Below are 21423 nucleotides of genomic sequence, written 5' to 3' on the forward strand. Positions count from 1 at the left end.
TCATGCAGCTCGGAATCGACCGCCTCCTCCACGACGACCTGTCGCAGCCGCAGCGGGACCGCCTCCGGGGCGCCCGCCTCGGGATGGTCACGAACGACCTGGCCCTCACCTCGACCCTCGCCCGTGGACGCGCCGGCCTCGCCGACGCCGGCTTCCCCCTCACGCTCCTCTTCGGCCCCGAGCACGGCCTGGACGGCCGGGCCCGGGAGGGAGAGCTGATCGGGGATCTGCGCGACACGCTGACCGGGCTCCCGGTGCGCAGCCTCTACGGCGCGGACGTGCGTCCCGCAGCCGCCGACCTCGCCGACCTCGACGTCGTGCTCGTCGACCTTCCCGACGTGGGTGCGCGTTTCTACACGTACATCTGGACGATGAGCCATGTGCTCGAGGCGTGCGCCGACGCGGGCGTCGCCGTGATGGTGCTCGACCGCCCGAATCCGCTCGGCGGACGCCTGGAGCAGGCCGAGGGGCCGATGCTCGACGAGGCGGCGAACTCGCTCGTCGGACGGTGGACGATGCCCGTCCGCCATGGTCTGACGATCGGCGAGCTCGCGCGGCACTGGGTGCGCACGCGCGGGATCGACGTGGAGCTCCACGTCGTCGAGGTGCAGGGATGGACGCGCGATCAGACCGCCCTCGGCCGGCAGGAGCTGACCTGGATGCCGCCCTCGCCGAACCTGCCCAGCGCCGCGACCACCCTCCTGTACCCCGGCACGTGTCTGGCCGAGGGCGTGAACGTCTCCGAGGGGCGCAGCACGGCCGTGCCCTTCCGCGTCGTCGGCGCCCCGTTCATCGACGCCGAGGAGTACACGACCGCGTTCGTCGAGCTCGCCCTTCCCGGCGTCACCGCCTCCCCCTACGGCTTCACCCCCCTGGTGCGGGATCACGCCGGCGAGGCCTGCCAGGGGCTCCTCCTGCACGTGACAGACCCGGCCGCCTTCCAGCCGGTGCACACCGGAGTCCGCCTGCTGTCCCTGCTCGCCACCCTCTACCCCGAGGCCCTGGCCGAGCGGGCGCTGGTGCCGATGCCCGGGGAGTCCGACTGGTCCCCTCTGGAGAAGCTGTTCGGGGTGGAGGGCGCCTTCCGCCGGATCACGGCGGGCGAGTGGGACGAACCGGAGTCGCTCGCGGTGCCGGACTGGCCGGGGCTCGTCGACGCCGACCTCCTCTACCGCTGACCGGCTGCCGCGCGGACGTCAAGGGGATGGCGGGGCGCGCGGCCGCCGCGCAGGATGGCCGGTATGACGGACGACGGCCCCGCGCAGACCGCGGACGGACACCACATCGTCGTGAACGGCCGTCGGTGGCGCGCCACCGATCCGTCGATCCCCGAGAACCTGCGGCAGGAGCTCGTCGACGAGCTCATGGCCGCACGGCGCGCGGTCAAGGCGGCGGAGCCCGACGCCCGCCGTCGCGTGCAGGATGCGAAGACCGCCCTCGGCGAGCGGGGTGCCCCGTGGTGGGAGGAGCCCTCCGCGGCGCAGGCCGAGGAGCGGATCGCTGCGACGATGCGCGCCCTCACCCGGAAACGCGCGGACTCGTCGATCTGCCCGAGCGACGTCGCCCGCGCGGTCGGCGGCGCGGAGTGGCGCGACCGGATGCCCGACGTGCGCCGCGTCGCCGCGGATCTCGCCTCCCGCGAGGTGGTCGTCGTCACGCAGAAGGGCGAGCAGGTCCAGATCGCCGACGCCCGCGGACCCGTCCGGATCCGCCGCGGCCCCGCCCTCTGAACGCCCCGGTCGCCCGACACCGACGGCGCGCCGTCACCGGGCGTTCACCGTCCGCGGCCAGACTTCGACCATGACCTCACCCGATCCCGCGGCGGGCGCCCCCGAGCCCGTGGCGACAGCGAACAGCGGCGCCGTGGCCGTCGTCGGCCTCGATCTGCGCGGAGACACCCCCGCGCCTCGGAAGCAGGTGTACTCCTGGGCGCTGTGGGATTGGGCGACGCAGCCGTTCAACACCGTCATCCTCACGTTCGTCTTCACCGCGCTGTACCTCGTCAGCGCCTCGTTCCTGCCGCCGGAGATCGCTGCTCTCGACCCGAGCGACCCGGTCCGCGTCGCCGCCGAGGCCGACCTCGCCTCCGGTCTCGGACTGGGTTCCACGATCGCCGCCCTGGGCATCCTGCTGCTCGCCCCCGTCCTCGGTCAGCGCGCCGACGCCGCCGGACGACAGAAGCTCTGGCTGGGCATCGGCACCGGCGCTCTCATCCTCTGCATGCTCGGACTGTGGTTCGTGGAGCCGCAGCCGGCCCTGTTCTGGCTCGGCGTCGCGCTGATCTCCGCCGGTTCCGTCTTCGGCGAGATCGCCGCGGTGAATTCCAACGCCATGCTCATCGGGATCGCGAACCCGAAGAACGTCGGCCGCATCTCCGGACTCGGCTGGGGCTTCGGCTACCTCGGGGGCATCATCGCCCTCGTCATCGTCGTCCTGCTCGACACCTTCGACTGGTTCGGCATGTCCACAGACAACGGCCTCGCGTACCGGCTCATCGCCGTGGGGTGCGCGGTCTGGGCGATTGTCTTCAGCATCCCGATCTTCCTCAACGTGCCGGAGCCGTCGCTCGGGCGGCCGGAGCGCAAGGTGGGGTTCTTCCGCTCCTACGTCCTCCTCGTGCAGGACGTGATCGGCCTCTACCGCGACCCGCAGACCCGATCGACGTTCTGGTACCTGCTCGCCAGTGCCGTGTTCCGCGACGGCCTCGGCGGGGTCTTCGCGTTCGGCGCCATCATCGGCACCGCGGTGTTCCGGTTCGGCACCCAGGACATCATCGTCTTCGGCATCGCCGCGAACCTCGTCGCCGGCGTCTCGACCATCATCGCGGGCCGCCTCGACGACCGCCTCGGCCCCAAGCGGATCATCCTCGGCTCGATCGGATCGATGATCGTCGCCGGCCTCGCCGTGTTCCTGCTGCGGGATGCGGGGTCGCTCGTGTTCTGGATCGGCGGTCTCGTGCTCTGCGCCTTCGTCGGTCCGGCTCAGGCGGCGGCGCGCTCCTTCCTCGCCCGCGTCACCCCGGCCGGCCGGGAGGGCGAGATCTTCGGTCTCTACGCCACGACGGGCAGGGCCGCGAGCTGGATGGCCTCGGCCGCCTGGACCGTGCTCATCGTCGCGACGAGCCAGACCGCCTACGGGATCCTCGGCATCGTCATCGTCCTCATCATCGGGTTCCTCCTCCTGCTCCCGGTGAAGGCGCCGCGCTGAACCCGCTCCGGGCGCCGGACGGATCGGGCGGGAGTAGCCTGACCCGGTGACCGTCGTCCTCGCCTTCCTCGCCAACATCCTCGTCGCGATCGCGAAGACGGTCGCCGCCGTCATCACCTCGTCCGCGTCGATGGTGGCCGAGGCCGCGCACTCCTGGGCGGACGCGGGGAACGAGGTCTTCCTGCTCATCGCCGACCGCCGGGGCGCGAAGACCAAGGACGCCCGGCATCCGCTCGGCTACGGCCGCAACGCGTTCGTCTGGTCTCTCATCGCGGCGTTCGGCATCTTCACCGCCGGCTCGATCGTGTCGATCATGCACGGCATCCAGGAGCTGTCCGACACCGGCCCCGTGGAGAGCCCGGTCGTCGCCTACATCGTGCTCGGCATCGCCTTCGTCCTGGAGGGGGCGTCGTTCACGCAGGCGATGGTCCGCTCCCGTCGGCTGGCCCGGGAGCGCGGATCCTCCACGTGGGACTTCGTGCTCGAGACGAGCGACACCACGCTCCGGGCGGTGTTCTTCGAGGACTCCGCCGCCCTCATCGGCCTCGTGCTGGCGGGCGGATCGATCCTCCTGCATCAGCTCACCGGTGTCGCCGCGTGGGATGCGATCGGGTCGATCCTCGTCGGGATCCTGCTGGGCGTCGTCGCCGTGATCCTGATCGGACGGAACATCGCGTTCCTCGTCGGCACGTCGGTGTCCCCCGCGCTGCGCTCGCGGGTGGGCACTGCCCTCCTCGGGATGGACGACATCGAGCGGGTCACCTACCTGCACATCGAGTACGTCGGGCCGAACCGGCTGTTCCTCGTCGCCGAGGTCGACCTCGCGGGCGATGCGCGCGAGCACGACGTCGCCCGGCGGCTGCGGGAGGTGGAGCGGCGGATCGAGGCGCACGACGCGGTGGAGACCGTCGTGCTGTCCCTCTCGGTGGACGACGAGCCCTCGCTCGACTTCGCCCGCGTGTGAGGCCGGTCAGGCGCGCCAGTTGTCGGCGAGCTTGGTGAGCAGTCGCGCGAGCTCCGTGCGCTCCTCCGCGGTGAACGACTCGAGCGCGCGGCCGAGCAGCTCGCGGCGTTCGCCCCGCATCCCGCGGGCCAGTCGCCGACCCTCGTCGGTCAGCGCGATGCGGGTGCGGCGGGCGTCGTCCGGGTCGGCCTCGCGCCGAACGAATCCGGCCTGCACACCCTGCTGCACGAGCCGCGACGCCCGCGGCTGATCCACGCCGATCGCCTGCCCGAGCGCACTCACGCTGAGGGGTTCCGGCGCGGCGGCAAGGGCTTCGAGCATGCGGAGACGGGCCGGTCCGCCGAGGCGGCCGCCGTCGACCATCCAGGGCGGCATCCCCGGGTGGCCGCGGTGGTGGGCGAAGTGCTCGCGCGGGTCGCCGTGGGGCCCGTGCCCGTGTGCACCGCGTGGCCCTCCGTGCTCGCGGCCGCCGGGTCCGGGTCGGCGTCCGCGCAGCCGGGAGAGCGCCTGCGCGATCGCTTCGGCGGCGTCGGGGGACGCGGGGTCGATCGGATCGGTGGCCATGTCCCGATTTTACATGCAGCTTGACATGCGTTTGCTTTCCATGTCACACTGCATGTACATGCACAGTGACATTGATATGTCGGATGACATCCGTCATCGGTGCACCACAGACACGAAGGATCACCATGAACACCACTGCAGACAGCACTTCTGACAACACCTCCCGCCCGTTCGGTTTCTGGCTCAAGGCCGTCGACCGTCTGATGGCACACGACTTCGCCACCGCTTTCGCCGCGGAGGGCGCGACCCGCCGCGACTGGCGGCTGCTGAACGTCGTCGACGGGACGGTCCCCGTGCGCCGCCCGCTGCACCCGCACAAACTGCACGATCTCGTCGACCGCGGCTGGGTCGAGGCGGACGGCGACGGGTGGGCACTGACCGACGAGGGCCGCGCGGCGAAGGAGCGCCTCGGCGCCACCGTCGACGGCATCCGCGCGAAGATCGCCGGCGCGGTCTCCGACGAGGAGATGGCGACGACCCTCGCGGCGCTCGAGAAGATCGCCCGCGCCTTCGGGTGGGACGAGGAGACACCTCTCCCCCGGAAGCGGCGCCCCGGGTTCGGCTTCGGCCCCCGGCACGGCTTCGGGCGCGGGGACTTCGAGCCCCGGCACGGCTTCGGGCACGAACACGGCTTCGACCGCGGACACGGCTTCGACCGTCACAACGGAGACGAGGAAGGCGGATACCGCGGGCGCGGTCACCACGACGGCCACCCCCACCGCGACCACGGTCACGCACACCGCGGCCACGGGCACGGCCACCGCGCGCAGCGGATGGCGGAGCGCGCATTCGAGCGTGGCTTCGACGCCGGATTCCGCCACGGCCACGCCGCCTGATCGTCCCCCTCGAGCGCCTCGCCCGAATCCCGGGTGAGGCGCTTTGCTCTTCGCGAAACCCGAGCCGGGATCACTTCCGCACCTCCCGAGCGCCCCCGCGGCACATTCCCGATCCGCCACCCGCACCCCAGCCCGACCCGAGGTGAGGTCGGGGCGAAGCGTCCCGAGTCGAGGCAGGATCAGAGTCGCGCCTCCCCAGCCGTTCCAAGGCACGTTCTCGATCCCCCACCGCGGCGACGCGCACACCACTCTCCGAACGGGATCAGAATCGCCCCTCCTGAGCGCCCCAGCGGCACGTTTTCGATCCCGCACGGTCATCCAGGCGGGGGGGCGGCGCCCGGTGGAAACACAAGCGCCCGAGGTAGCAGGCGACAGGAAGGCGGGTGCGCGGATCAAGCACGACCCTTCCATCGCGCAGGATCGAAAACGACCCTTCCGACGGACCTCGCGGCCCGATTCCCATCCCGCACGCAAGGAGGGCAGGGCCCGACCGTCGGGCGGGATCCGGAACGGGCCTTCGAAGCGGGAGTGCGGTGCGTTTCTGAGCTCGCAGGCGAACGCGGCCGCGAGGCCCGGACGCGGCACGGAGCTAAAGGGCGAGGAGGGCGAGGGCGGTGTCGGGAGCGCCCGCGTCACGGAGGCGTGAGCGCATCGCGGCCGCCGCGAGCGCATACGGCCGGTCGCTCCGCAGGAGGAGCGACCGCGCGTTGGCCTGCTCATTGAGGGCGACGAGCTCGAACGCCAGCACCTCGACGTCGGCCGCGCCGACCTCTCCCTCCGCGGCAGCGAACCGCAGCTGGGCCTCGATGTATCCGTACCAGTCGACGAGGGCCGCCCGCACGGCGTCGCTCACGGGACCGGGCTTGGAGTCGACGTCCGCCGCGGTCGCCGCGAAGAAGCAGCCGCCGGTGAAGACGCGGTCCTTCGAGTAGACCAAGGCGTTGTGGAGGAGCGCGGCCAGGCGGTGCACTCCCCTCGGCTGGACGCGGGCGGGCTCGATGATCCGCTCGACGAAGATGTCCCGAGCGGCGGCGACCGTCGCGAGCTGCAGGCCCTCTTTGCTCTGGAACAGCGTGGCGATGCTGCTCTTGCTCGACCCCGAAGCAGTGGCGAGGCGTCCGATCGTCACGCCGTCCAGACCCTCGACGGAGGCGAGGTCGGTCGCACTCTCCAGCACGATGCGGCGGGAGGCGTCCCCGCGTGCTCGCCGGCCGTCCTGCACCACGCCATCCACCATGCCTCTAGTATACGAACGACCGTTCGCCTAGTATACGGATGATCGTTCGTATAGTTCGGTGAAGGAGCCTCCATGCCGTCCGCGTCCTCTCTCCTCGTCCGCCACCTCCCGACTGTGGGACGCCTCTCCCCTCGCCTCGCCGGCGATCTCGCCTACCGACTGTTCTTCTCCACCCGCCCACGGATGGCCGTGCGCTCCGCCGACGCCGCCACCCACGACGACGCCCGCCGCGGGAGCCTCCTCGTGCGCGGCATCCCCGTCACGACCTACACGTGGGGCACGGGTCCGCGCACCGTGCTGCTCCTGCACGGCTGGCGGGGCCGCGCCTCGCAGTTCGCCCCGCTCGTGCGGGAGCTCGTCGCCGAGGGGTTCCGGGTCGTCGCCTTCGATGCCCCGGCGCATGGCTCCTCCGGCGGGCGGCACACCGATATCCGCGACTGGGTCGACGCCGCGGAGCAGCTGGACCGCACCCACGGCCCCTTCTCCACTCTCATCGGACACTCCTTCGGCGGGCTCGCGGCGCTGACCGTCGCCCGGTCGTCCGGCTCGGTCCCCGCCGTCGCCGTCGTCGCCGGGGCCGCCGCGCCTGAGGCGGTCCTCGCCCAGTTCGTCGGTGACCTCCGGCTCGACGCCGCCACCGCAGACCGACTCCGCACCCGCTTCCACCGCCGCCTCCGGCTCGATCCCGCAACCGCCGCCGAACGGTATGACGCGGCCGCGCATCCACTCCCCGCCGGCACCGCACTGCTCATCGTGCACGACCGGGGCGACCGCCGGATGCCCGATCACAACGCCCTCCGGCTGCATGCCGCCCACCCCGGCCGCTCCCGTCTCGTCCGTACGGTGGGTCTCGGTCACACGAGAGTGCTGTCGGCCGATCCGGCCCTTGACGCCGTGGTCGCGCTCGCGACCGGGGGGCTCGCGGCCGTGGATGCGCTCGGCACCGCGACGGGACGAGCCGCCATCGATGCCGCACCGGCCGACCCGTCCGCGGCCCTTCGGAGCCCTACACCCGGGTCGGCAGGAAGCCCGCGCTCGGGTCGGCGGCCGCGAACGGCAGCCCGACAGTGGTGATCAGCACGACGAGCGTCACCACGGCCGCCGCGAGCAGGAGGAAGAGCACGACGAAGACGACGACCGCAAGCATGCGGTAGCTGCCGGTGTCGGCGACCTCCGGGGCGATCGATCGCTGCGCCCAGTCGTCCGCAGCCGCCGCGGGCTGCTCGCCCTGGAGGATCGCGGGCGTCGGACGGGATCGCTCCGAGCGACGGGTCGGTGCCGGAAGCGCATCGCCTGCGGCGCCCGGTGCCGTCAGCAGCCCCTCCGGGATCGGCGTCTCCGGCGGCGGAGGCGGGATCACGGCGTCGGCCGGCGGGATCACCGCGTCGGCGGGAGCGACCTCCAGCCCCGGATCATCCGGCAGTGCCACCCCACCGGGCACCGCGGACTCGTCGGAACCCGTCCCGCTCGCGTCGCTCATGTCAGCCTCCGACGGCTCCGATGTCGGTCACTCCCACGTCGGTGCGGTGGAAGTTCTGGAACGACCGGGACGCCGTCGGGCCCCGCTGACCCTGGTAGCGGTTGCCGTAGGGGCCGGAGCCGTACGGGTTCTCCGCCGGCGAGGTGAGCCGGAAGAAGCAGAGCTGGCCGATCTTCATGCCGGGCCACAGCTTGATCGGCAGCGTCGCCACGTTCGCGAGCTCCAGCGTCACATGCCCGGAGAAGCCCGGGTCGATGAAGCCGGCGGTCGAGTGGGTGATGAGCCCGAGGCGACCGAGCGACGATTTCCCCTCCAGCCGCGCGGCGATGTCGTCCGGCAGGGTGACCTGCTCGAACGTGGCCCCCAGCGCGAACTCGCCGGGGTGGAGGATGAAGGGCTCGTCCGGGTCGACCTCGATCAGCCGCGTGAGCTCAGGCTGGTCGACCGAGGGATCGATGAACGGGTACTTGTGATTGTCGAAGAGGCGGAAGTAGCGGTCCAGTCGCACGTCGATGCTCGACGGCTGGATCATCTCCGGCGCATGCGGTTCCAGGCCGACGCGGCCGGAGGCGAGTTCTGCTCTGATGTCGCGATCGCTGAGAAGCACGGCACAAGCCTAGTCATGAGCACCCCGCGCTTTGGCCATCCGGCCCGCGACAGGTAGGCTTGCTCCACCTGCTCTCGGGCGGGTGCGGGGCTGTAGTTCAATGGTAGAACTTCTGCTTCCCAAGCAGACAGCGCGGGTTCGATTCCCGTCAGCCCCTCCACTTCTCTGATCCTCGCCTCGATGCGACCGGTTCGGCGTGCCCGACCCCGCCCTACCGGCATCCATCGAAAGAGGGAGACTTCCCTCCATCGTCTTGACGATGTCGCCGCACGACGCTCCTGGTGGAGTGACAGGTATGGCAGATTCTCGCGCTCTTCGGCGCTTTCCCGAGTGGATGACCTCCCGTGGCGGCGCATGGATCACGCTCGGCGCGGTCCTCCTGATCATGACGACTCTCTTCGGCCTGTTCGGGTCGGCGAAGGCACCCGCCGCCAACGAGCAGGCCCCCGCGGGGTCGGAGTCGGCGCGCACGAGCGCCCTGTTGGCGGAGTTCCCGAACGCGGATCGGCAGTCCGTGATCGTGGTCGCGTCGCGCGACGACGGCGCGACGCTCTCGGCACCGGACGTCGACGCGCTCCAAGGCCTCCTCCCGGTGCTCGGCGCGCACGCGGACGCGGATCCGACCGGGCCTCTCGTGAGCGAGGACGAGAAGGCCGCGGTTCTCGTGACGCCGATCGCGGTCGGCCAGACGAGTACCGACACCGCCGCGGTGATCGCGGCGCTCCGCGCCGACATCGACGAGCACGCACCGGACGGGATGACCCTGCTCGTGACCGGCGGACCGGCCTTCGGCGCCGATATCGCCGCCTCCTTCGAAGGCGCCGACTTCACTCTGCTCCTCGTGACCGTCCTGATCGTCGCCGTGCTCCTCATCGTCACGTACCGGTCACCGGTGCTGTGGCTGCTGCCGCTCGCCGCCGTCGGCCTGGCCGACGGACTCGCCGGACGATTGACCGCGGCTGCCGGTTCCGCCTGGGACCTGCAGTTCGACGCCGGGATCATCAGCGTCCTCGTCTTCGGCGCCGGGACCAACTACGCCCTGCTCCTGATCTCGAGATATCGGGAGGAACTCACCACCACGACGGACCACCGCCGCGCGCTCAGCACGGCCTGGCGCGGGACCGCTCCGGCGATCCTCGCCTCCAACCTCACGGTCGTCCTCGCCCTCCTGACACTCGCCCTGGCGGTGATCCCCGGCACGCACGGACTCGGCGTCTCGTCCGCCATCGGGCTGCTGGTCGCCCTCGCATCCGTCCTCTTCCTGCTGCCTCCGCTGCTGGCGGTGTGCGGACGGAAGGTGTTCTGGCCGTTCGTCCCTCGTCCCGGAGCTGCCGCACGGCGCGGCGGGGTGTGGCGGTCGATCGCGACGCGCGTCGTGAGCCGGCCGGTCGTGAGCCTCCTCGGGGGCGCGGCTCTGCTGGCCGTGATGACGGTCGGCCTCGTCGGGACGACCGTCGGGCTCGACCAGGTCGACAAGTTCCGGCTCCCGTCCGAGTCCGCGACGGGTCTCGAGGTGCTCTCGAACCACTTCCCGGCAGGAGAGGCGCAGCCGATCCTCATCGTCACGGACAGCGGCGAAGCCGAAGCCGTCCTCACCGCTGCGCGTGGCGTGGAAGGCATCGTCCGCGCCACTCCGGTCGGGACCACGGACGATGAGAGGCTCACGAAGATCCTGGTGACCAGCGAGTATGCGCCCAGCACCGACGAGAGCCTGGCTCAGATCACGGAACTCCGGGACGCCGTGCACGATGTGCCCGGCGCGGGGGCTGTCGTCGGCGGCGCGGTGGCGACGGATCTCGACGCCCGCGCCGGGAACCTCGCGGACCTCGGCGTCGTGGTGCCGCTGGTGCTGGCGGTGAGCTTCCTGGTACTGGCGTTCCTGCTGCGGTCTCTGGTCGCGCCGCTGCTGCTGCTCGCCGTCAACGTGGCGAGCGCCGTGGCCGCCATCGGTGCCGGGGCCTGGCTCAGTCGCGTGCTGTTCGGGCAGCACGCGCTCGATCTCCCGGTACCGCTGCTGGCCTTCCTGTTCCTGGTCGCCCTCGGCATCGACTACACGATCTTCCTCGTCCACCGCGCCCGGACCGAGGCGGCGCTGCGGGGCACCCGGGACGGCATGGTGGAAGCGGTCGCCCACACCGGCGGGGTCATCACGAGCGCCGGGATCGTCCTCGCCGCCGTGTTCGCGGCCCTCGGCGTCCTGCCACTGGTCACCCTCGGGCAGCTCGGGCTGATCGTCGGGGTCGGCGTGATCGTCGACACCCTGGTGGTCAGGACCGTGATCATCCCTGCGCTGTTCGCCCTCGTCGGCGACCGCATCTGGTGGCCGGGGCGACCGGCCTCCCGGCGGGCCGCCCCCGACCTCACTCGCGGATGAGCGGCACGAGCACGGTCTCCCCGCCCGGCGCGATGTCGACCACGCCGCGCGCGTCGACGATCACGATCCGCTCCGCGCCGACCGCGCTCAGCGCCTGCACAGGACCCTCGGCGACCCCCACCGTCACCCAGGCCCCGTCGGCGTCCGTCTCCCACAGAACACCCTCCACATCGACCCCGACGAGACGCCCGTCCGCCCGCGCGTCGACGGAGTACAGCACCGGCGCCCCGGCGAGTGCTTCGAAACCCGCTCGCCCGTCGCTGCTGTGCAGGAGCCCCGACTCGGTCGCCGCGTGGATCCCGGCATCCGTCACCGCGAGGTCGACCGCGTCCAGCTGCAGCCCCCTGCTCCAGGTGACGCCCTCATCGACGCTCGTCAGCAGCTCCGGCCCGCTCGACCCGATGCCGTAGAGGGTGCCGTCCGGACCGGCCGTCAGCACGTGGAAGTCCTCGACCCCGGTGAAGGCGACCGGAGCCCACGTCTGGCCCCCGTCGTCGCTGCGGATGATGCCGAGGTTCCCCTCACCGAGGTCGGGCGATGTGGATGGCCCAGGGTGTCCGGAGGCGAAGAGGGTCCGCCCTGCGACCGTGAAGCCCATCGCGTCGAAGTCATGGCCGCCGACGGGTCCCGCAAGGGCACCGTCCGCGTGCACGGTGAAGACACCGTTGTGCGTGGCGATGAGCAGCGCGTCACCCGTGGGCGCCTCGGCCACGGCGTGGACGTGCTCGATCACCGGTGGGCCGGACTCCGGCGCCTCCGCCGCCCCACAGCCCGTCAGGATCACGAGCATCCCCCCGAGGGCGCCGGCCGTCGACGCGCGGGCTCCGCGATTCATCGCTGCCCCCGGTAGAGGCCGCGGAGCACGGCCACGGCAACGAAGGAGATCGCGACCCCGGCGGCCACGATCAGGCTGGTGAAGACCAGTTCCATCGCATGGATCGTGGCCTCATCGACGAGCGGCTCGGGGCCGCGTTCCGGACGAGTGTTCATGTGCTGTCCTTCTCTGCTCGCGCGGAGGGCGCACAAGAAGGACCTCGACCGCACGGTTCCCGCGCTGAGACACTCGACGACCCTTCTTGGTCAGTCTTGTCGCTCAGCGGGTACTGCGCCCTCGTCCGCAGGCCCGGTTGCGGGCTTGCCCATACAGTACCAGGGCACCCTATGCGGAGAGCAGTGCCACCGGACGGTACCGCTGCGCGACGGCGCCGGAGCGGAACTCCCGCCGCTCCACGAGTTCGAGCCGGAGACGTTCGTGCACGCCGTCGAGCAGCCGGGGACCATGCCCGGCGACGACCGGATGGACGACGAACAGGTACTCGTCGATCAACCCGAGGTCGGCGAGCGCCGCGGGCAGCGCCACTCCGCCGACCGACAGGCCCTTCCCCGGCTGATCCTTCAGCCCCCGGACCCTCTCCGAGAGATCGCCGCGCACGAGGTCCGCGTTCCAGTCGACGGCATCGAGCGTCGCCGACACCACGTGCTTCGGCAGGCGATCGATGGTCTCGGCGAAGGGCGTCTCCCACTCCTCCATCCAGTCCGGCCAGACCCCGGATTCCGGACGCCGCCACGCGGCCCGCATCATGTCGTACGTCACCCGGCCGTAGAGCACGGCGTCGGCGCGCTGCAGCTCCGCGGTCCAGAAGCGCATCGACTCCTCGTCGGGCGGGAGTCCCGCTTCGTGATGGCAGCAGCCGTCGAGCGTCACGTTGATCGCGTACCGCAGCGGCCTCATCGGAGCTCTCCGACCGGGATCGGCACCGTCAGCACGTTGCCGGGTGGCGCCAGCGGGCACGCCCACGCCGGGTCGTAGGCGCAGGATGGGTTGTACGCGAAGTTGAAGTCGAGCACGAGCGTGCCACGGCGCGGGTCGGCCCCGAGGTCGGCCCCCTTGATCGTGTCGATGAGATACCGTCCGCCGCCGTACGTGCCCCCGCTCTTCCCGGCGGAGGCATCGCGCACCGGCACGAACAGGCCGCCACCGTAGGAGGCGAGCCGCCACACGTCGAGAGACCCGACGTCAGGGATCTCCACGACGCCGACGCGCTCGAACGGCACGATGCCGTCCGTCCCCGTCGCGAACTCGAACGTGGCCGGATCCGTGTCGAGGATCGGGAGCTCGAACCGCCAGGCGGGGTCGTACGAGGCGATCGGGAGTCCCTCGAACAGTGCCCTGTCCTCCGGAAGGAGGGGCGTCGCCGGGTGCCGCAGCACCAGCTCGTCGCGCTCGATCCGCCACAGCTCGTGCGCCTCCTCCGGGGAGTCGGCCCGTCGCACCGCTTCGTACAGGGCGAACACCCGCCGCCGCCAGTCGACGACCTCGACGGCCGTCTGCGCATTCGTCATGCGCCCACGGTACGCCGGACGACGGACGCCTGGAATGCCCTCAGTCCCGGTCGATCATGTCCACGTAGCCGTTTTCGTACGTCGGATAGTCGAGCCTGCCGAGGACCGCACGCACCAGCGAGCCGTCGTAGACGAAGCCGCTCGGCGCACCGCCGTCGTCCGGCGGCACGGGCAGGCCGAGGCGGTCGGCGAGGAAGGTCACGACGTCTCCCAGCGGAGCGGGCGCCTGGTCGACGGCGTGCACGAGCGCCGGGGGCTCCGGCATCCGTAGCAGCAGGTCGAGAATGCGGACGAGATCGGTCTCGTGGATCCGGTTCGTGCGGCGGCGATGCGTGACGGGAGCGCCCTCCCTGACCTTCCGGAGGAGGAACTCGCGCCCGGGACCGTAGATGCCCGCGGGGCGCACGACCACCGCGTCGAAGAGCTCGACGGCCGCCTTCTCGCCGTCCCGCAGACCGCGGCCCCGGTCGGTGGTGGGCGCCGGCTCGACCCGCTCGGTCACGGGCTCGGCACTCCCGGCGCCGTCGAACACCCCGGTGGACGAGACGAAGACCGTCCGCGTCGGCGGGGCCGGCAATGCCGCTGCGAGGTGCGAGAGCGCCGTGCGATACGACGACACGTCGGGCCCGGGTGGCAGCGTCACCACGACGGCGTCGACCTCGGGCAGCGGCGCGGTGAGCGGAACGGTCAGATCGGCCGCGAGCGCCGTCACCCCGTCCGGCACGGGTCCGTCCGTGCGGCGGAGCGCCAGGACCTCACCCCCGTCCGCGAGGAGCAGCGGAGCGAGCCGGGCGCCGAGCTTCCCGAAGCCGACCAGGAGGGTGCGGCGCGGCGGAGGCGGAGTGGTCATCCCTCCCACCCTCGCACATCGCCGCCGGGCGACGGACGTAGGCTTGATCGGTGACGGAATCGCAGGGACGGGTGTGGACGGGGGTCCTCCGCGTCGGCCCGCACCGCGGGGATCACCGGGTCGCCCTGCGCGCCGCGGTCAGTGTCGCCGTCCCGCTCCTCGTGCTGTGGGCCGCCGGCCGGCTCGACCTCAGCATCTATGCGAGCTTCGGTGCCTTCGCCGCGCTCTACGGTCGGCACGACGTCTTCCGCGACCGGATCCGCATGCAGGCGAGTGCCGGCGGCGTGCTGCTCGGCGCGATGCTGATCGGCACGGCCCTGTCGGTCCTCGCTGCACCCGCCGTGCTGAGCATCGTCGTCGTCGCCCTCGTCGCCGCGGCCGTGACGCTGCTGGCCTACGTCCTGCAGTGGCACCCGCCCGGTCCGCTGTTCACGGTCTTCGCGACCGGGGCGTGCGCGACGATCCCCGCCACCGGCGCCTCCTTCGGCGCGGTCCTGCTCGTCGGCGGGGCGAGCGTGCTCTTCGGCCTCGCCCTCACCGCCCTGGTCGCCGTCGTCACCCGGACCACGGCGGAGGCGGCGCCGAAGGCGCGCCCGTCCGTCGGGCCGGTCGCCGCCGAGATGGCCGCCTCGGTCGCCGCCGCGATCGTCGGAGCGGGCGTGGTCGGCCTGCTCCTCGGCGGCACCCACTGGTACTGGGCGGCGGTCGGCGCGGTGGCGGCGGTCAGCGGCGCGCAGCTCAACGCCCGCGTGATCCGCGGCATCCAGCGCCTCGTCGGCACGCTGCTCGGCGTGCTGGTCGCCGCCGGGATCCTCGCCCTCGACATGCCGCCACTCGCCGTGATCGCCGTCGTGGTGGTCCTGCAGGGGACGGCCGAACTGTTCATCGGCCGCAACTACGGCATCGCGATGGTGTTCGTCACCCCGCTCGCGCTCCTGATGGTGCACCTGGCCGCGCCGACTCCGGTCGCCGACCTGCTGACCGACCGCGTGCTGGAGACGATCATCGGCGTGATCGTCGGAACGGTGGTGGCCGTCACGTCCGCGGCGCTGCGCCGACGGAGCCGACGCCGCTGACGAGACGACGAAGCGCCGCACCCCGGGAGGGATGCGGCGCTCCGAGGCGAGGCTTCTACTCGGTCCGCGGCGATCTTCCGCGCATCGTCGGCGTTGAGCACCCGGAACAGCAAAGCGGCGATAATGGCACCGACCGCGGGAGCCACGATGTACAGCCAGAGCGAGCCCCACGCGAAGTGCCCGCTGACCGAGAGGCCGAGGGCCACCGCCGGGTTGAATCCGCCGCCCGAGATGGAGCCGACCGTCGCCGCACCGACGAAGACGGTCGCACCGATCGCGAGCCCGTAGAACGAGTTGCCCGCCGTGTCCTTCGAGGTGGCGGAGTTCAGCACGACCCAGACGAGGATCAGCGTGAACAGCGCCTCGACGAGGAATGCCGGACCGACCTCGATGACCATCGCCTTCTCCCCCGCCGGCCACACGGCGAGGGCCACGAGAGCGGCGAGCGCCCCGCCGGCGAACTGCGCGACGAGGTAGGAGACGAAGTCGGCGACGCTGAGCCCGCCGCGCAGGAACACGCCCAGCGAGACCGCCGGGTTGAGGTGGGCGCCCGAGATGTGGCCCGTGGAGTACACGAGCACCATCAGTGTGAAGCCGATCGCGAGCGGGGTGAGCGGGCTTCCGCTGTTCACCGCCGCGATGATCGCGAGGACGAAGAGGAACGTGGCGACCGCTTCCGCGAGCGCCTTGCGAGGTGTACCGATCATGATGGTGTCCTTCTGTGGGATCGCAGGCGGCCCCCCGTCTCCCCGGAACGGCCCGGGCGACGACCCGCCTTGCGGCACCGAGGATAGCGCGCGGTCGGCTCTCGCTGGCTCATTGGCGGCGGAACTGTCAAGCCCGTCGCCCGCCGGAGTTCCGGCCCCTACCGTGCAAGGATGACCGTCCAGACCGAGCCGCGCGCCGAGACCCCCACCCGGCTGCGCCGCGCCATCACCGGCCCCCTGCTGTTCGCGTTCATCCTCGGCGACGTCCTCGGCGCGGGGATCTACGCGCTGATGGGCGTGCTGTCGGAGGACGTGGGCGGCCTCCTCTGGGCGCCCCTCGTCCTCGCGCTCCTCCTCGCCATGCTCACCGCAGGGTCGTATGCCGAGCTCGTCACCAAGTACCCGCGCGCGGGCGGGGCCGCCGTGTTCGCCGAGCGGGCGTTCCGCAGCCCGCTGGTGTCCTTCCTCGTCGGCTTCAGCATGCTCGCGGCCGGCGTGACGAGCGCGGCCGGGCTGGCCATCGCCTTCGCGGGCGACTACCTCAGCACCTTCATCGACCTGCCGACCATCCCGGTCGCGATCGTCTTCCTCGCGATCGTCGGCCTGCTCAACGCCCGCGGCATCCGCGAGTCGATGGGCGCGAACCTCGTGATGACGGCGATCGAGCTCAGCGGCCTCGTCATCGTGATCGTCGTCGTCGCGGTGTTCGTCGGCGGCGGGGGCGGCGACCTGTCCCGGGCGACGCAGGTGCCGGAGGGGGCCAACGTCGCCCTGGCGGTGCTCTCCGGCGCGGTGATCGCGTACTACTCGTTCGTCGGCTTCGAGACCTCAGCCAACATGATCGAAGAGGTCAAGAACCCGCGGCGGACCTACCCGCGCGCATTGTTCGGCGCGCTCCTCACCGCCGGTGTCGTGTACGTGCTCGTCGGCATCGCCAGCGCCGTCGCCCTGCCGGCATCCGAGCTGCAGGAGTCCAGCGGTCCGCTGCTCGCGGTCGTCGAGGCCACCGGGGTCAGCGTCCCGTCCTGGCTGTTCAGCCTCATCGCGCTCATCGCCGTCGCCAACGGAGCCCTGCTGACGATGATCATGGTCAGCCGCCTCACCTACGGCATGGCCGAGCAGAACCTCCTCCCGTCGGTGCTCGGGCGCGTGCTGCCGAAGCGGAAGACCCCGTGGGTGGCGATCCTCACCACGACACTCGTGGCGATGGGCCTCACGCTGGTCGGAGACCTCGCGACCCTCGCCGAGACCGTCGTGCTGCTGCTGCTCGTCGTGTTCCTCAGCGTCAACATCTCGGTGCTGGTCCTGCGCCGCGACAAGGTCGAGCACGACCACTTCCGCGTGTGGACGTTCGTCCCGGTGCTCGGCATCGCGTCGTGCATCCTGCTGCTCACCCAGCAGCGCCCGCAGGTGTGGCTGTTCGGCGCCATCCTGCTCGCCGTCGGCGGCGTGCTCTACGCTGTCGCCCGGTGGACCCGCAACCGCTCGAAGACCGCCGACACGAAGGAGAGCCATGAGCACGCCTGACGACACCGCCGACGAGACGTTCGAGGAGAACCGTCACGACCAGCTGACCTCGGCACCCGATGCCACGAAGGCCGACGCCGCGCCGCGCGTGGACGTCTCGGAGCACGACGGCAACACGCGCATCGACATCCGGGACGACGCCGAGGTGCGTCCGGGGCCCGGGCCCGGCATGCCCGAGGCCGACGGCGAGGGCTGACCGTCGCCGTCGGGCGCTACAGCCAGCCCTTGCGCTTGAAGGCCGCGTACAGCCCGACCCCCATCGCGACCATGAGCAGCACCGCCATCGGATACCCGAACGCCCAGTGGAGCTCGGGCATGTGGTCGAAGTTCATGCCGTAGACCGTGCCGACCAGTGTCGGGGCGAACAGGATCGCCGCCCAGCCGGAAATCTTCTTCACCTCGTCGTTCTGGCGGATGCTCAGCTCCGTCATCCGGCGCATCTCGTCGTTCTGCCGCCGCGCGACGATGGTCGACTCGACCGTGAGGGCGTTGTCGAGCACGGACCGGAAGGTGGCCGCCTTGTCGCTCACGCGCAGCGTGTGGTCGAGGACATCCCGCAGGTACCGCTGGAGCTCCTCGCTCACGCGGTACTTCTCGGATCCGCGCAGCAATGCCTCCAGCATGCCGGCCAGCGGCTGGGTCGCCCGTTGGAAGTCGATCACCTCGCGGCCGAGGTCGTAGATCCGCTGGGTCGCGTCGGCGTCCTCCTCGAAGAGCTGACCCTCGATCTCGTCGATGTCGTTCTCGAGGCCGGCCAGGACCGGGGAGTACTCATCGACCACCTCGTCGAGGATCGCGTAGAGCACCGCCTCGGGGCCATGGGCGAGCAGAGCGGGATCGGCCTCCAGCCGGCGACGCACGCGGCCGAGGTCGGGTGACTCCGCATGACGGATCGTCACGACGAAATCCGGACCGACCAGGACGTGCACTTCGCCGAACTCGACCTCCTCGCGCTCGTCGAGGTAGCGGGCGGGCCGGAGGACCATGAACAGGATGTCGCCGTATCGCTCCAGCTTGGCGCGCTGATGCCCGGAGAGTGCATCCTCGACGACAAGCTCGTGGATGCCGAACTCGTCGGCCACGGCCCTGACCTCCTCGGCGCTCGGCCGGTAGAGGCCGATCCACCCCATGCCCTGTCGCTCCCGGATCCGCTCGAACGTGTCGTTCAGGCTGTCGGGATCGTCGGCGCGCACGCCGCCGACGTAGACGGCGTTGTCCACGATCGCCATACGGCCCTCCTGCTCGTCCGGGCTCCGCTCAGCCGGCCGGAGGGACGCACACGAGCGCGGCGTCCGTGGTGGCCTTGTGATACTGCTCGGCCGTGTAGGGCAGACCGAACTCCGGGGCCGTCTCGCCGGATGCCGCGGGAGCCTTGGACGCGATCGCCGCCAGCTCCCAGGCGAGATGCTGGGCGAAGCGCGACCCACCGGTGGAGTCGTTCAGCACGACGGCCACGGTGAAACCGGTCGTCGGGTCCGAGTATGCCGCCGTCGCGTAGCCGGGCGTCCAGCCATGCTGACCGATCATCGAACCGACGATGTAGGCACCACCGGTCGCCTGGTACCACGACGGCGCCTTGTCGTAGGCGGGCAGCGGCGCCCCGAATCGATCCGGCTCGTCCTTGGTGCGCAGCACCTGCTTGGCCTCGGCCTGCATGTACCGGCCGAGGTCGGTGATCGTCGACACCGCTCCCGAGTCGGTGAACCCGGTGCTGGAGGACATCGTCGTGATGTCGACAGGCGCTGCGCAGTTGAAGCCGCCCTCGACCGCTCCCATGTAGTGCCCGCTGAGCGACGACCCCTCCGACGGCGGCGTCGCGGCGGGCGACGGCAGCGAGGTGTCGGCGAGCTCCAGCGGCTCGGTGACGTACTCGGCGATCAGCTCGCGCGCACTCATCCCCGAGGCGCGTTCCAACGCGAGGCCGAGGAGAAGGTAACCGGCGTCGGAGTCGCGGAACGTGGTCTGCGGAGCGATGCGCGAGCGGCCGAGACCGTAACCCGCGAGTTCGAGGGGCGCCCAGACCCGCTCCGGGGTGTTCAGCCACGCGCTCTTGACCGTCGCCTCGGAGGAGCCGGCGCCACTGGTGCCGTTGCACAGGTCGAGCAGGGTGACGTCGGACATGTCGGCGACACCCGAGACGTACTCCGGCACCGTCGCGTCGAGCTCGACGGTGCCCTCATCCGCGAGCGAGTAGAGGACGTCGCAGGTCATCAGTCGCGTGATGTCCGCGATGCGGAAGGACATGTCGGTCGAGAGCTCGCCACCCTCCGCCTTGTCCTGCGTGCCCGTGGCGGCGACCCAGGTGCCGCTCCACGGCACCCAGACCCCGACGATCGCCCCGCTGGCCCCGGAGGCGGCGAGCGCGTTGTCGACCGCGCCCTGCAGCGCCGTGACCGTGTCGTCGGGAAGCGTGGCGTCGACCTGCGCGGGCGGCGTATAGCTGAAGGAGCCCTCGGAGGAGCATCCGGTGAGGACGAGACCGAGAACGGCCGCCGTGGCCGCTGCGGCGCGCCACCGGCGCGACGAGAGAAGCTGCATGTGTGGGAACCCCCGAAGACGTGTCTCCTGAGTCTAGAACGCGGATGCTGAAAGTCGGCCCCGCGCGGCATCGTAGGGTGTCCCTGTGCCCCATGATTTCGATGCCGATGTGATTACCGCCGTCCTCCGCCACATGAACGGCGACCACACCGACGACAACCTCCTCATCGCGCGCGCCTTCGCCGGACCGTCCGCGGAGGCGATCAACGCGTCCGTGATGACCGGCTTCGACGGAGAGGTCGGGGTCTGGGAGATCTCCCGTGGCGGGATGACGTCAGAGCTCCGTGTCCCGTGGCCCGGCGGCCCGATCACCGAGCGCCGCGAAGTGCGCCGCGAGGTCGTGGCGCTGTACGACGCGGCCTGCGAGCGTCTGGGCGTCGAACCGCGGCCGCACGACTGAGTCGCCCTGCGGAGCTCGGGCTTCCATCGAAGGTTAGGCTGCCCTTACACTGAAGCCATGCCCGAGATCCTGTCCTTCTCCGCCGCCCTCCGCGAGCGCTCCTCCGGTTCGCATTCCCGCAGCGAGACGGCGGGCTTCATGTCCGATCTCCTCAAGGGCGAGGGGTCGCGCGAGGACTACATCGCGCTGGTCGCGCAGCACTATTTCATCTACGACGCGCTCGAGGGCGCCGGCGAGCGCATGCGTCAGGACCCGGTGGCTTCCGTGTTCCTCAGCGACAAGCTCACGCGCCTCCCCGCGCTCGAGGCCGACCTCGCCTTCCTCCTCGGGCCCGAGTGGCGCGAGCGGATCGCCCCGCTGCCCACCACCCAGCGCTATGTCGACCGCATCCGTCAGGTCGGCGCGACCTGGGCGGGCGGCTTCGTGGCGCACCACTACACGCGCTACCTCGGCGACCTCTCCGGCGGCATCTTCATCGGTCGGGTGATGGCGCGGCGCTTCGGCTTCGAGACGAACGGCATCGGCTTCTACCTGTTCGACGACATCGCCGACCCCTCCGCCTTCAAGGACGTCTATCGCGAGCAGCTCGACGCCGCCCCGTGGGACGAGGCCGAACGCGAGCGCGTCATCGACGAGGTGCTCCTCGCGTACCGCTTCAACACCGAGCTGTTCGAAGACCTCGACCGCGCCCGCGCCGCCGCCTGACGCGGTAG

At 71.3% G+C, this 21423-nt stretch carries 23 protein-coding genes, 1 tRNA gene, 1 pseudogene and 1 riboswitch; of the genes and pseudogenes, 13 read left to right on the plus strand and 12 right to left on the minus strand.

The window, feature by feature from the left end:
• Window positions 1-2: 2 nt before the first annotated feature.
• The 4 genes from BLU02_RS09025 (at window position 3) to BLU02_RS09040 (ending at window position 4171) form a co-directional block, all read left to right on the plus strand.
• A complete protein-coding gene (locus BLU02_RS09025) occupies window positions 3-1178 on the plus strand; it encodes an exo-beta-N-acetylmuramidase NamZ family protein (protein ID WP_060921577.1) in 1176 nt (391 codons plus the stop codon).
• Window positions 1179-1241: 63 nt separating this feature from the next.
• Complete coding sequence (locus tag BLU02_RS09030) at window positions 1242-1730, plus strand: DUF3253 domain-containing protein (RefSeq protein WP_060921576.1); 489 nt, start codon at window positions 1242-1244, stop codon at window positions 1728-1730.
• A gap of 70 nt (window positions 1731-1800) precedes the next feature.
• Window positions 1801-3207 (plus strand): MFS transporter, encoded by a 1407-nt coding sequence (locus BLU02_RS09035; RefSeq protein ID WP_060921575.1) that lies wholly within the window; start codon window positions 1801-1803, stop codon window positions 3205-3207.
• A gap of 46 nt (window positions 3208-3253) precedes the next feature.
• A complete protein-coding gene (locus BLU02_RS09040) occupies window positions 3254-4171 on the plus strand; it encodes a cation diffusion facilitator family transporter (RefSeq protein ID WP_060921574.1) in 918 nt (305 codons plus the stop codon).
• 6 nt (window positions 4172-4177) lie between these two features.
• On the opposite strand, the gene BLU02_RS09045 is transcribed toward BLU02_RS09040, so the two are convergent.
• A complete protein-coding gene (locus BLU02_RS09045) occupies window positions 4178-4735 on the minus strand; it encodes a MarR family winged helix-turn-helix transcriptional regulator (protein WP_231919533.1) in 558 nt (185 codons plus the stop codon).
• Window positions 4736-4860: 125 nt separating this feature from the next.
• On the opposite strand from BLU02_RS09045, the gene BLU02_RS09050 reads away from it, so the two are divergent.
• Window positions 4861-5571: a MarR family winged helix-turn-helix transcriptional regulator gene (locus BLU02_RS09050; RefSeq protein WP_060923150.1), complete on the plus strand. Its 711-nt coding sequence runs from the start codon at window positions 4861-4863 to the stop codon at window positions 5569-5571.
• Between the two features lie 589 nt (window positions 5572-6160).
• On the opposite strand, the gene BLU02_RS09055 is transcribed toward BLU02_RS09050, so the two are convergent.
• Window positions 6161-6808, minus strand: coding sequence for a TetR/AcrR family transcriptional regulator (locus BLU02_RS09055; RefSeq protein ID WP_060923149.1), 648 nt, complete (start codon window positions 6806-6808; stop codon window positions 6161-6163).
• A gap of 72 nt (window positions 6809-6880) precedes the next feature.
• Between BLU02_RS09055 and BLU02_RS09060 the strand changes: the two genes are divergently transcribed.
• Window positions 6881-7882: an alpha/beta fold hydrolase gene (locus BLU02_RS09060; protein ID WP_060923148.1), complete on the plus strand. Its 1002-nt coding sequence runs from the start codon at window positions 6881-6883 to the stop codon at window positions 7880-7882.
• Here BLU02_RS09060 and BLU02_RS09065 read toward each other — a convergent pair.
• A complete protein-coding gene (locus tag BLU02_RS09065; protein WP_060923147.1) occupies window positions 7815-8288 on the minus strand; it encodes a hypothetical protein in 474 nt (157 codons plus the stop codon). The genes BLU02_RS09060 and BLU02_RS09065 overlap by 68 nt on opposite strands.
• Before the next feature lies 1 nt (window position 8289).
• Window positions 8290-8895: a dCTP deaminase gene (gene dcd, locus BLU02_RS09070; RefSeq protein WP_025102697.1), complete on the minus strand. Its 606-nt coding sequence runs from the start codon at window positions 8893-8895 to the stop codon at window positions 8290-8292.
• 86 nt (window positions 8896-8981) lie between these two features.
• On the opposite strand from dcd, the gene BLU02_RS09075 reads away from it, so the two are divergent.
• Window positions 8982-9055 (plus strand) — tRNA-Gly (locus BLU02_RS09075).
• 135 nt (window positions 9056-9190) lie between these two features.
• Window positions 9191-11269, plus strand: coding sequence for an MMPL family transporter (locus BLU02_RS09080; RefSeq protein WP_082750145.1), 2079 nt, complete (start codon window positions 9191-9193; stop codon window positions 11267-11269).
• Here BLU02_RS09080 and BLU02_RS09085 read toward each other — a convergent pair.
• The 5 genes from BLU02_RS09085 to BLU02_RS09100 all read right to left on the minus strand — a co-directional run bounded on the left by BLU02_RS09085 (window position 11256) and on the right by BLU02_RS09100 (window position 14462).
• Window positions 11256-12104, minus strand: coding sequence for a F510_1955 family glycosylhydrolase (locus BLU02_RS09085; RefSeq protein ID WP_060923145.1), 849 nt, complete (start codon window positions 12102-12104; stop codon window positions 11256-11258). The two genes, BLU02_RS09080 and BLU02_RS09085, sit on opposite strands and share 14 nt — an antisense overlap.
• Complete coding sequence (locus BLU02_RS17425; RefSeq protein WP_157547036.1) at window positions 12101-12259, minus strand: hypothetical protein; 159 nt, start codon at window positions 12257-12259, stop codon at window positions 12101-12103. The genes BLU02_RS09085 and BLU02_RS17425 overlap by 4 nt, the downstream gene beginning before the upstream one ends.
• Window positions 12260-12345: 86 nt before the next feature.
• Window positions 12346-12409: riboswitch (guanidine-III (ykkC-III) riboswitch) on the minus strand.
• Between the two features lie 19 nt (window positions 12410-12428).
• Window positions 12429-13001 carry a dihydrofolate reductase family protein gene (locus tag BLU02_RS09090; protein WP_060923144.1) on the minus strand — a complete coding sequence of 191 codons (573 nt, stop codon included), beginning with the start codon at window positions 12999-13001 and terminating at the stop codon, window positions 12429-12431.
• Complete coding sequence (locus tag BLU02_RS09095; protein ID WP_060923143.1) at window positions 12998-13612, minus strand: DUF1684 domain-containing protein; 615 nt, start codon at window positions 13610-13612, stop codon at window positions 12998-13000. The genes BLU02_RS09090 and BLU02_RS09095 overlap by 4 nt, the downstream gene beginning before the upstream one ends.
• Window positions 13613-13652: 40 nt before the next feature.
• Complete coding sequence (locus BLU02_RS09100) at window positions 13653-14462, minus strand: sugar nucleotide-binding protein (protein WP_060923142.1); 810 nt, start codon at window positions 14460-14462, stop codon at window positions 13653-13655.
• Between the two features lie 50 nt (window positions 14463-14512).
• Between BLU02_RS09100 and BLU02_RS09105 the strand changes: the two genes are divergently transcribed.
• Entirely contained in the window at window positions 14513-15538 is a 1026-nt protein-coding gene (locus BLU02_RS09105) for an FUSC family protein (protein WP_167627840.1), read from the plus strand.
• A gap of 116 nt (window positions 15539-15654) precedes the next feature.
• Here the strand turns inward: BLU02_RS09105 and BLU02_RS09110 are convergent.
• A pseudogene (locus tag BLU02_RS09110) lies at window positions 15655-16245 on the minus strand (MIP/aquaporin family protein); the annotation flags it as partial.
• Between the two features lie 171 nt (window positions 16246-16416).
• On the opposite strand from BLU02_RS09110, the gene BLU02_RS09115 reads away from it, so the two are divergent.
• Both BLU02_RS09115 and BLU02_RS09120 read left to right on the plus strand, forming a co-directional pair.
• Window positions 16417-17772, plus strand: a complete 1356-nt coding sequence (locus BLU02_RS09115; RefSeq protein WP_060922932.1) for an APC family permease — start codon at window positions 16417-16419, stop codon at window positions 17770-17772.
• Complete coding sequence (locus tag BLU02_RS09120; RefSeq protein ID WP_157547037.1) at window positions 17759-17968, plus strand: multidrug transporter; 210 nt, start codon at window positions 17759-17761, stop codon at window positions 17966-17968. Before BLU02_RS09115 ends, BLU02_RS09120 begins: the two co-directional genes overlap by 14 nt.
• 16 nt (window positions 17969-17984) lie before the next feature.
• Here the strand turns inward: BLU02_RS09120 and corA are convergent, their stop codons facing one another.
• Window positions 17985-19001, minus strand: a complete 1017-nt coding sequence (gene corA, locus BLU02_RS09125) for a magnesium/cobalt transporter CorA (RefSeq protein ID WP_060922933.1) — start codon at window positions 18999-19001, stop codon at window positions 17985-17987.
• A 28-nt stretch (window positions 19002-19029) separates the two neighbouring features.
• A complete protein-coding gene (locus tag BLU02_RS09130; RefSeq protein ID WP_060922934.1) occupies window positions 19030-20310 on the minus strand; it encodes a serine hydrolase domain-containing protein in 1281 nt (426 codons plus the stop codon).
• 85 nt (window positions 20311-20395) lie between these two features.
• On the opposite strand from BLU02_RS09130, the gene BLU02_RS09135 reads away from it, so the two are divergent.
• Both BLU02_RS09135 and BLU02_RS09140 read left to right on the plus strand, forming a co-directional pair.
• Window positions 20396-20710 carry a DUF2470 domain-containing protein gene (locus tag BLU02_RS09135; protein ID WP_060922935.1) on the plus strand — a complete coding sequence of 105 codons (315 nt, stop codon included), beginning with the start codon at window positions 20396-20398 and terminating at the stop codon, window positions 20708-20710.
• A gap of 57 nt (window positions 20711-20767) precedes the next feature.
• Window positions 20768-21415 (plus strand): biliverdin-producing heme oxygenase, encoded by a 648-nt coding sequence (locus BLU02_RS09140; protein WP_060922936.1) that lies wholly within the window; start codon window positions 20768-20770, stop codon window positions 21413-21415.
• Window positions 21416-21423 lie beyond the last annotated feature (8 nt).

Source organism: Microbacterium paraoxydans (genome assembly GCF_900105335.1).
GTDB lineage: Bacteria > Actinomycetota > Actinomycetes > Actinomycetales > Microbacteriaceae > Microbacterium > Microbacterium paraoxydans.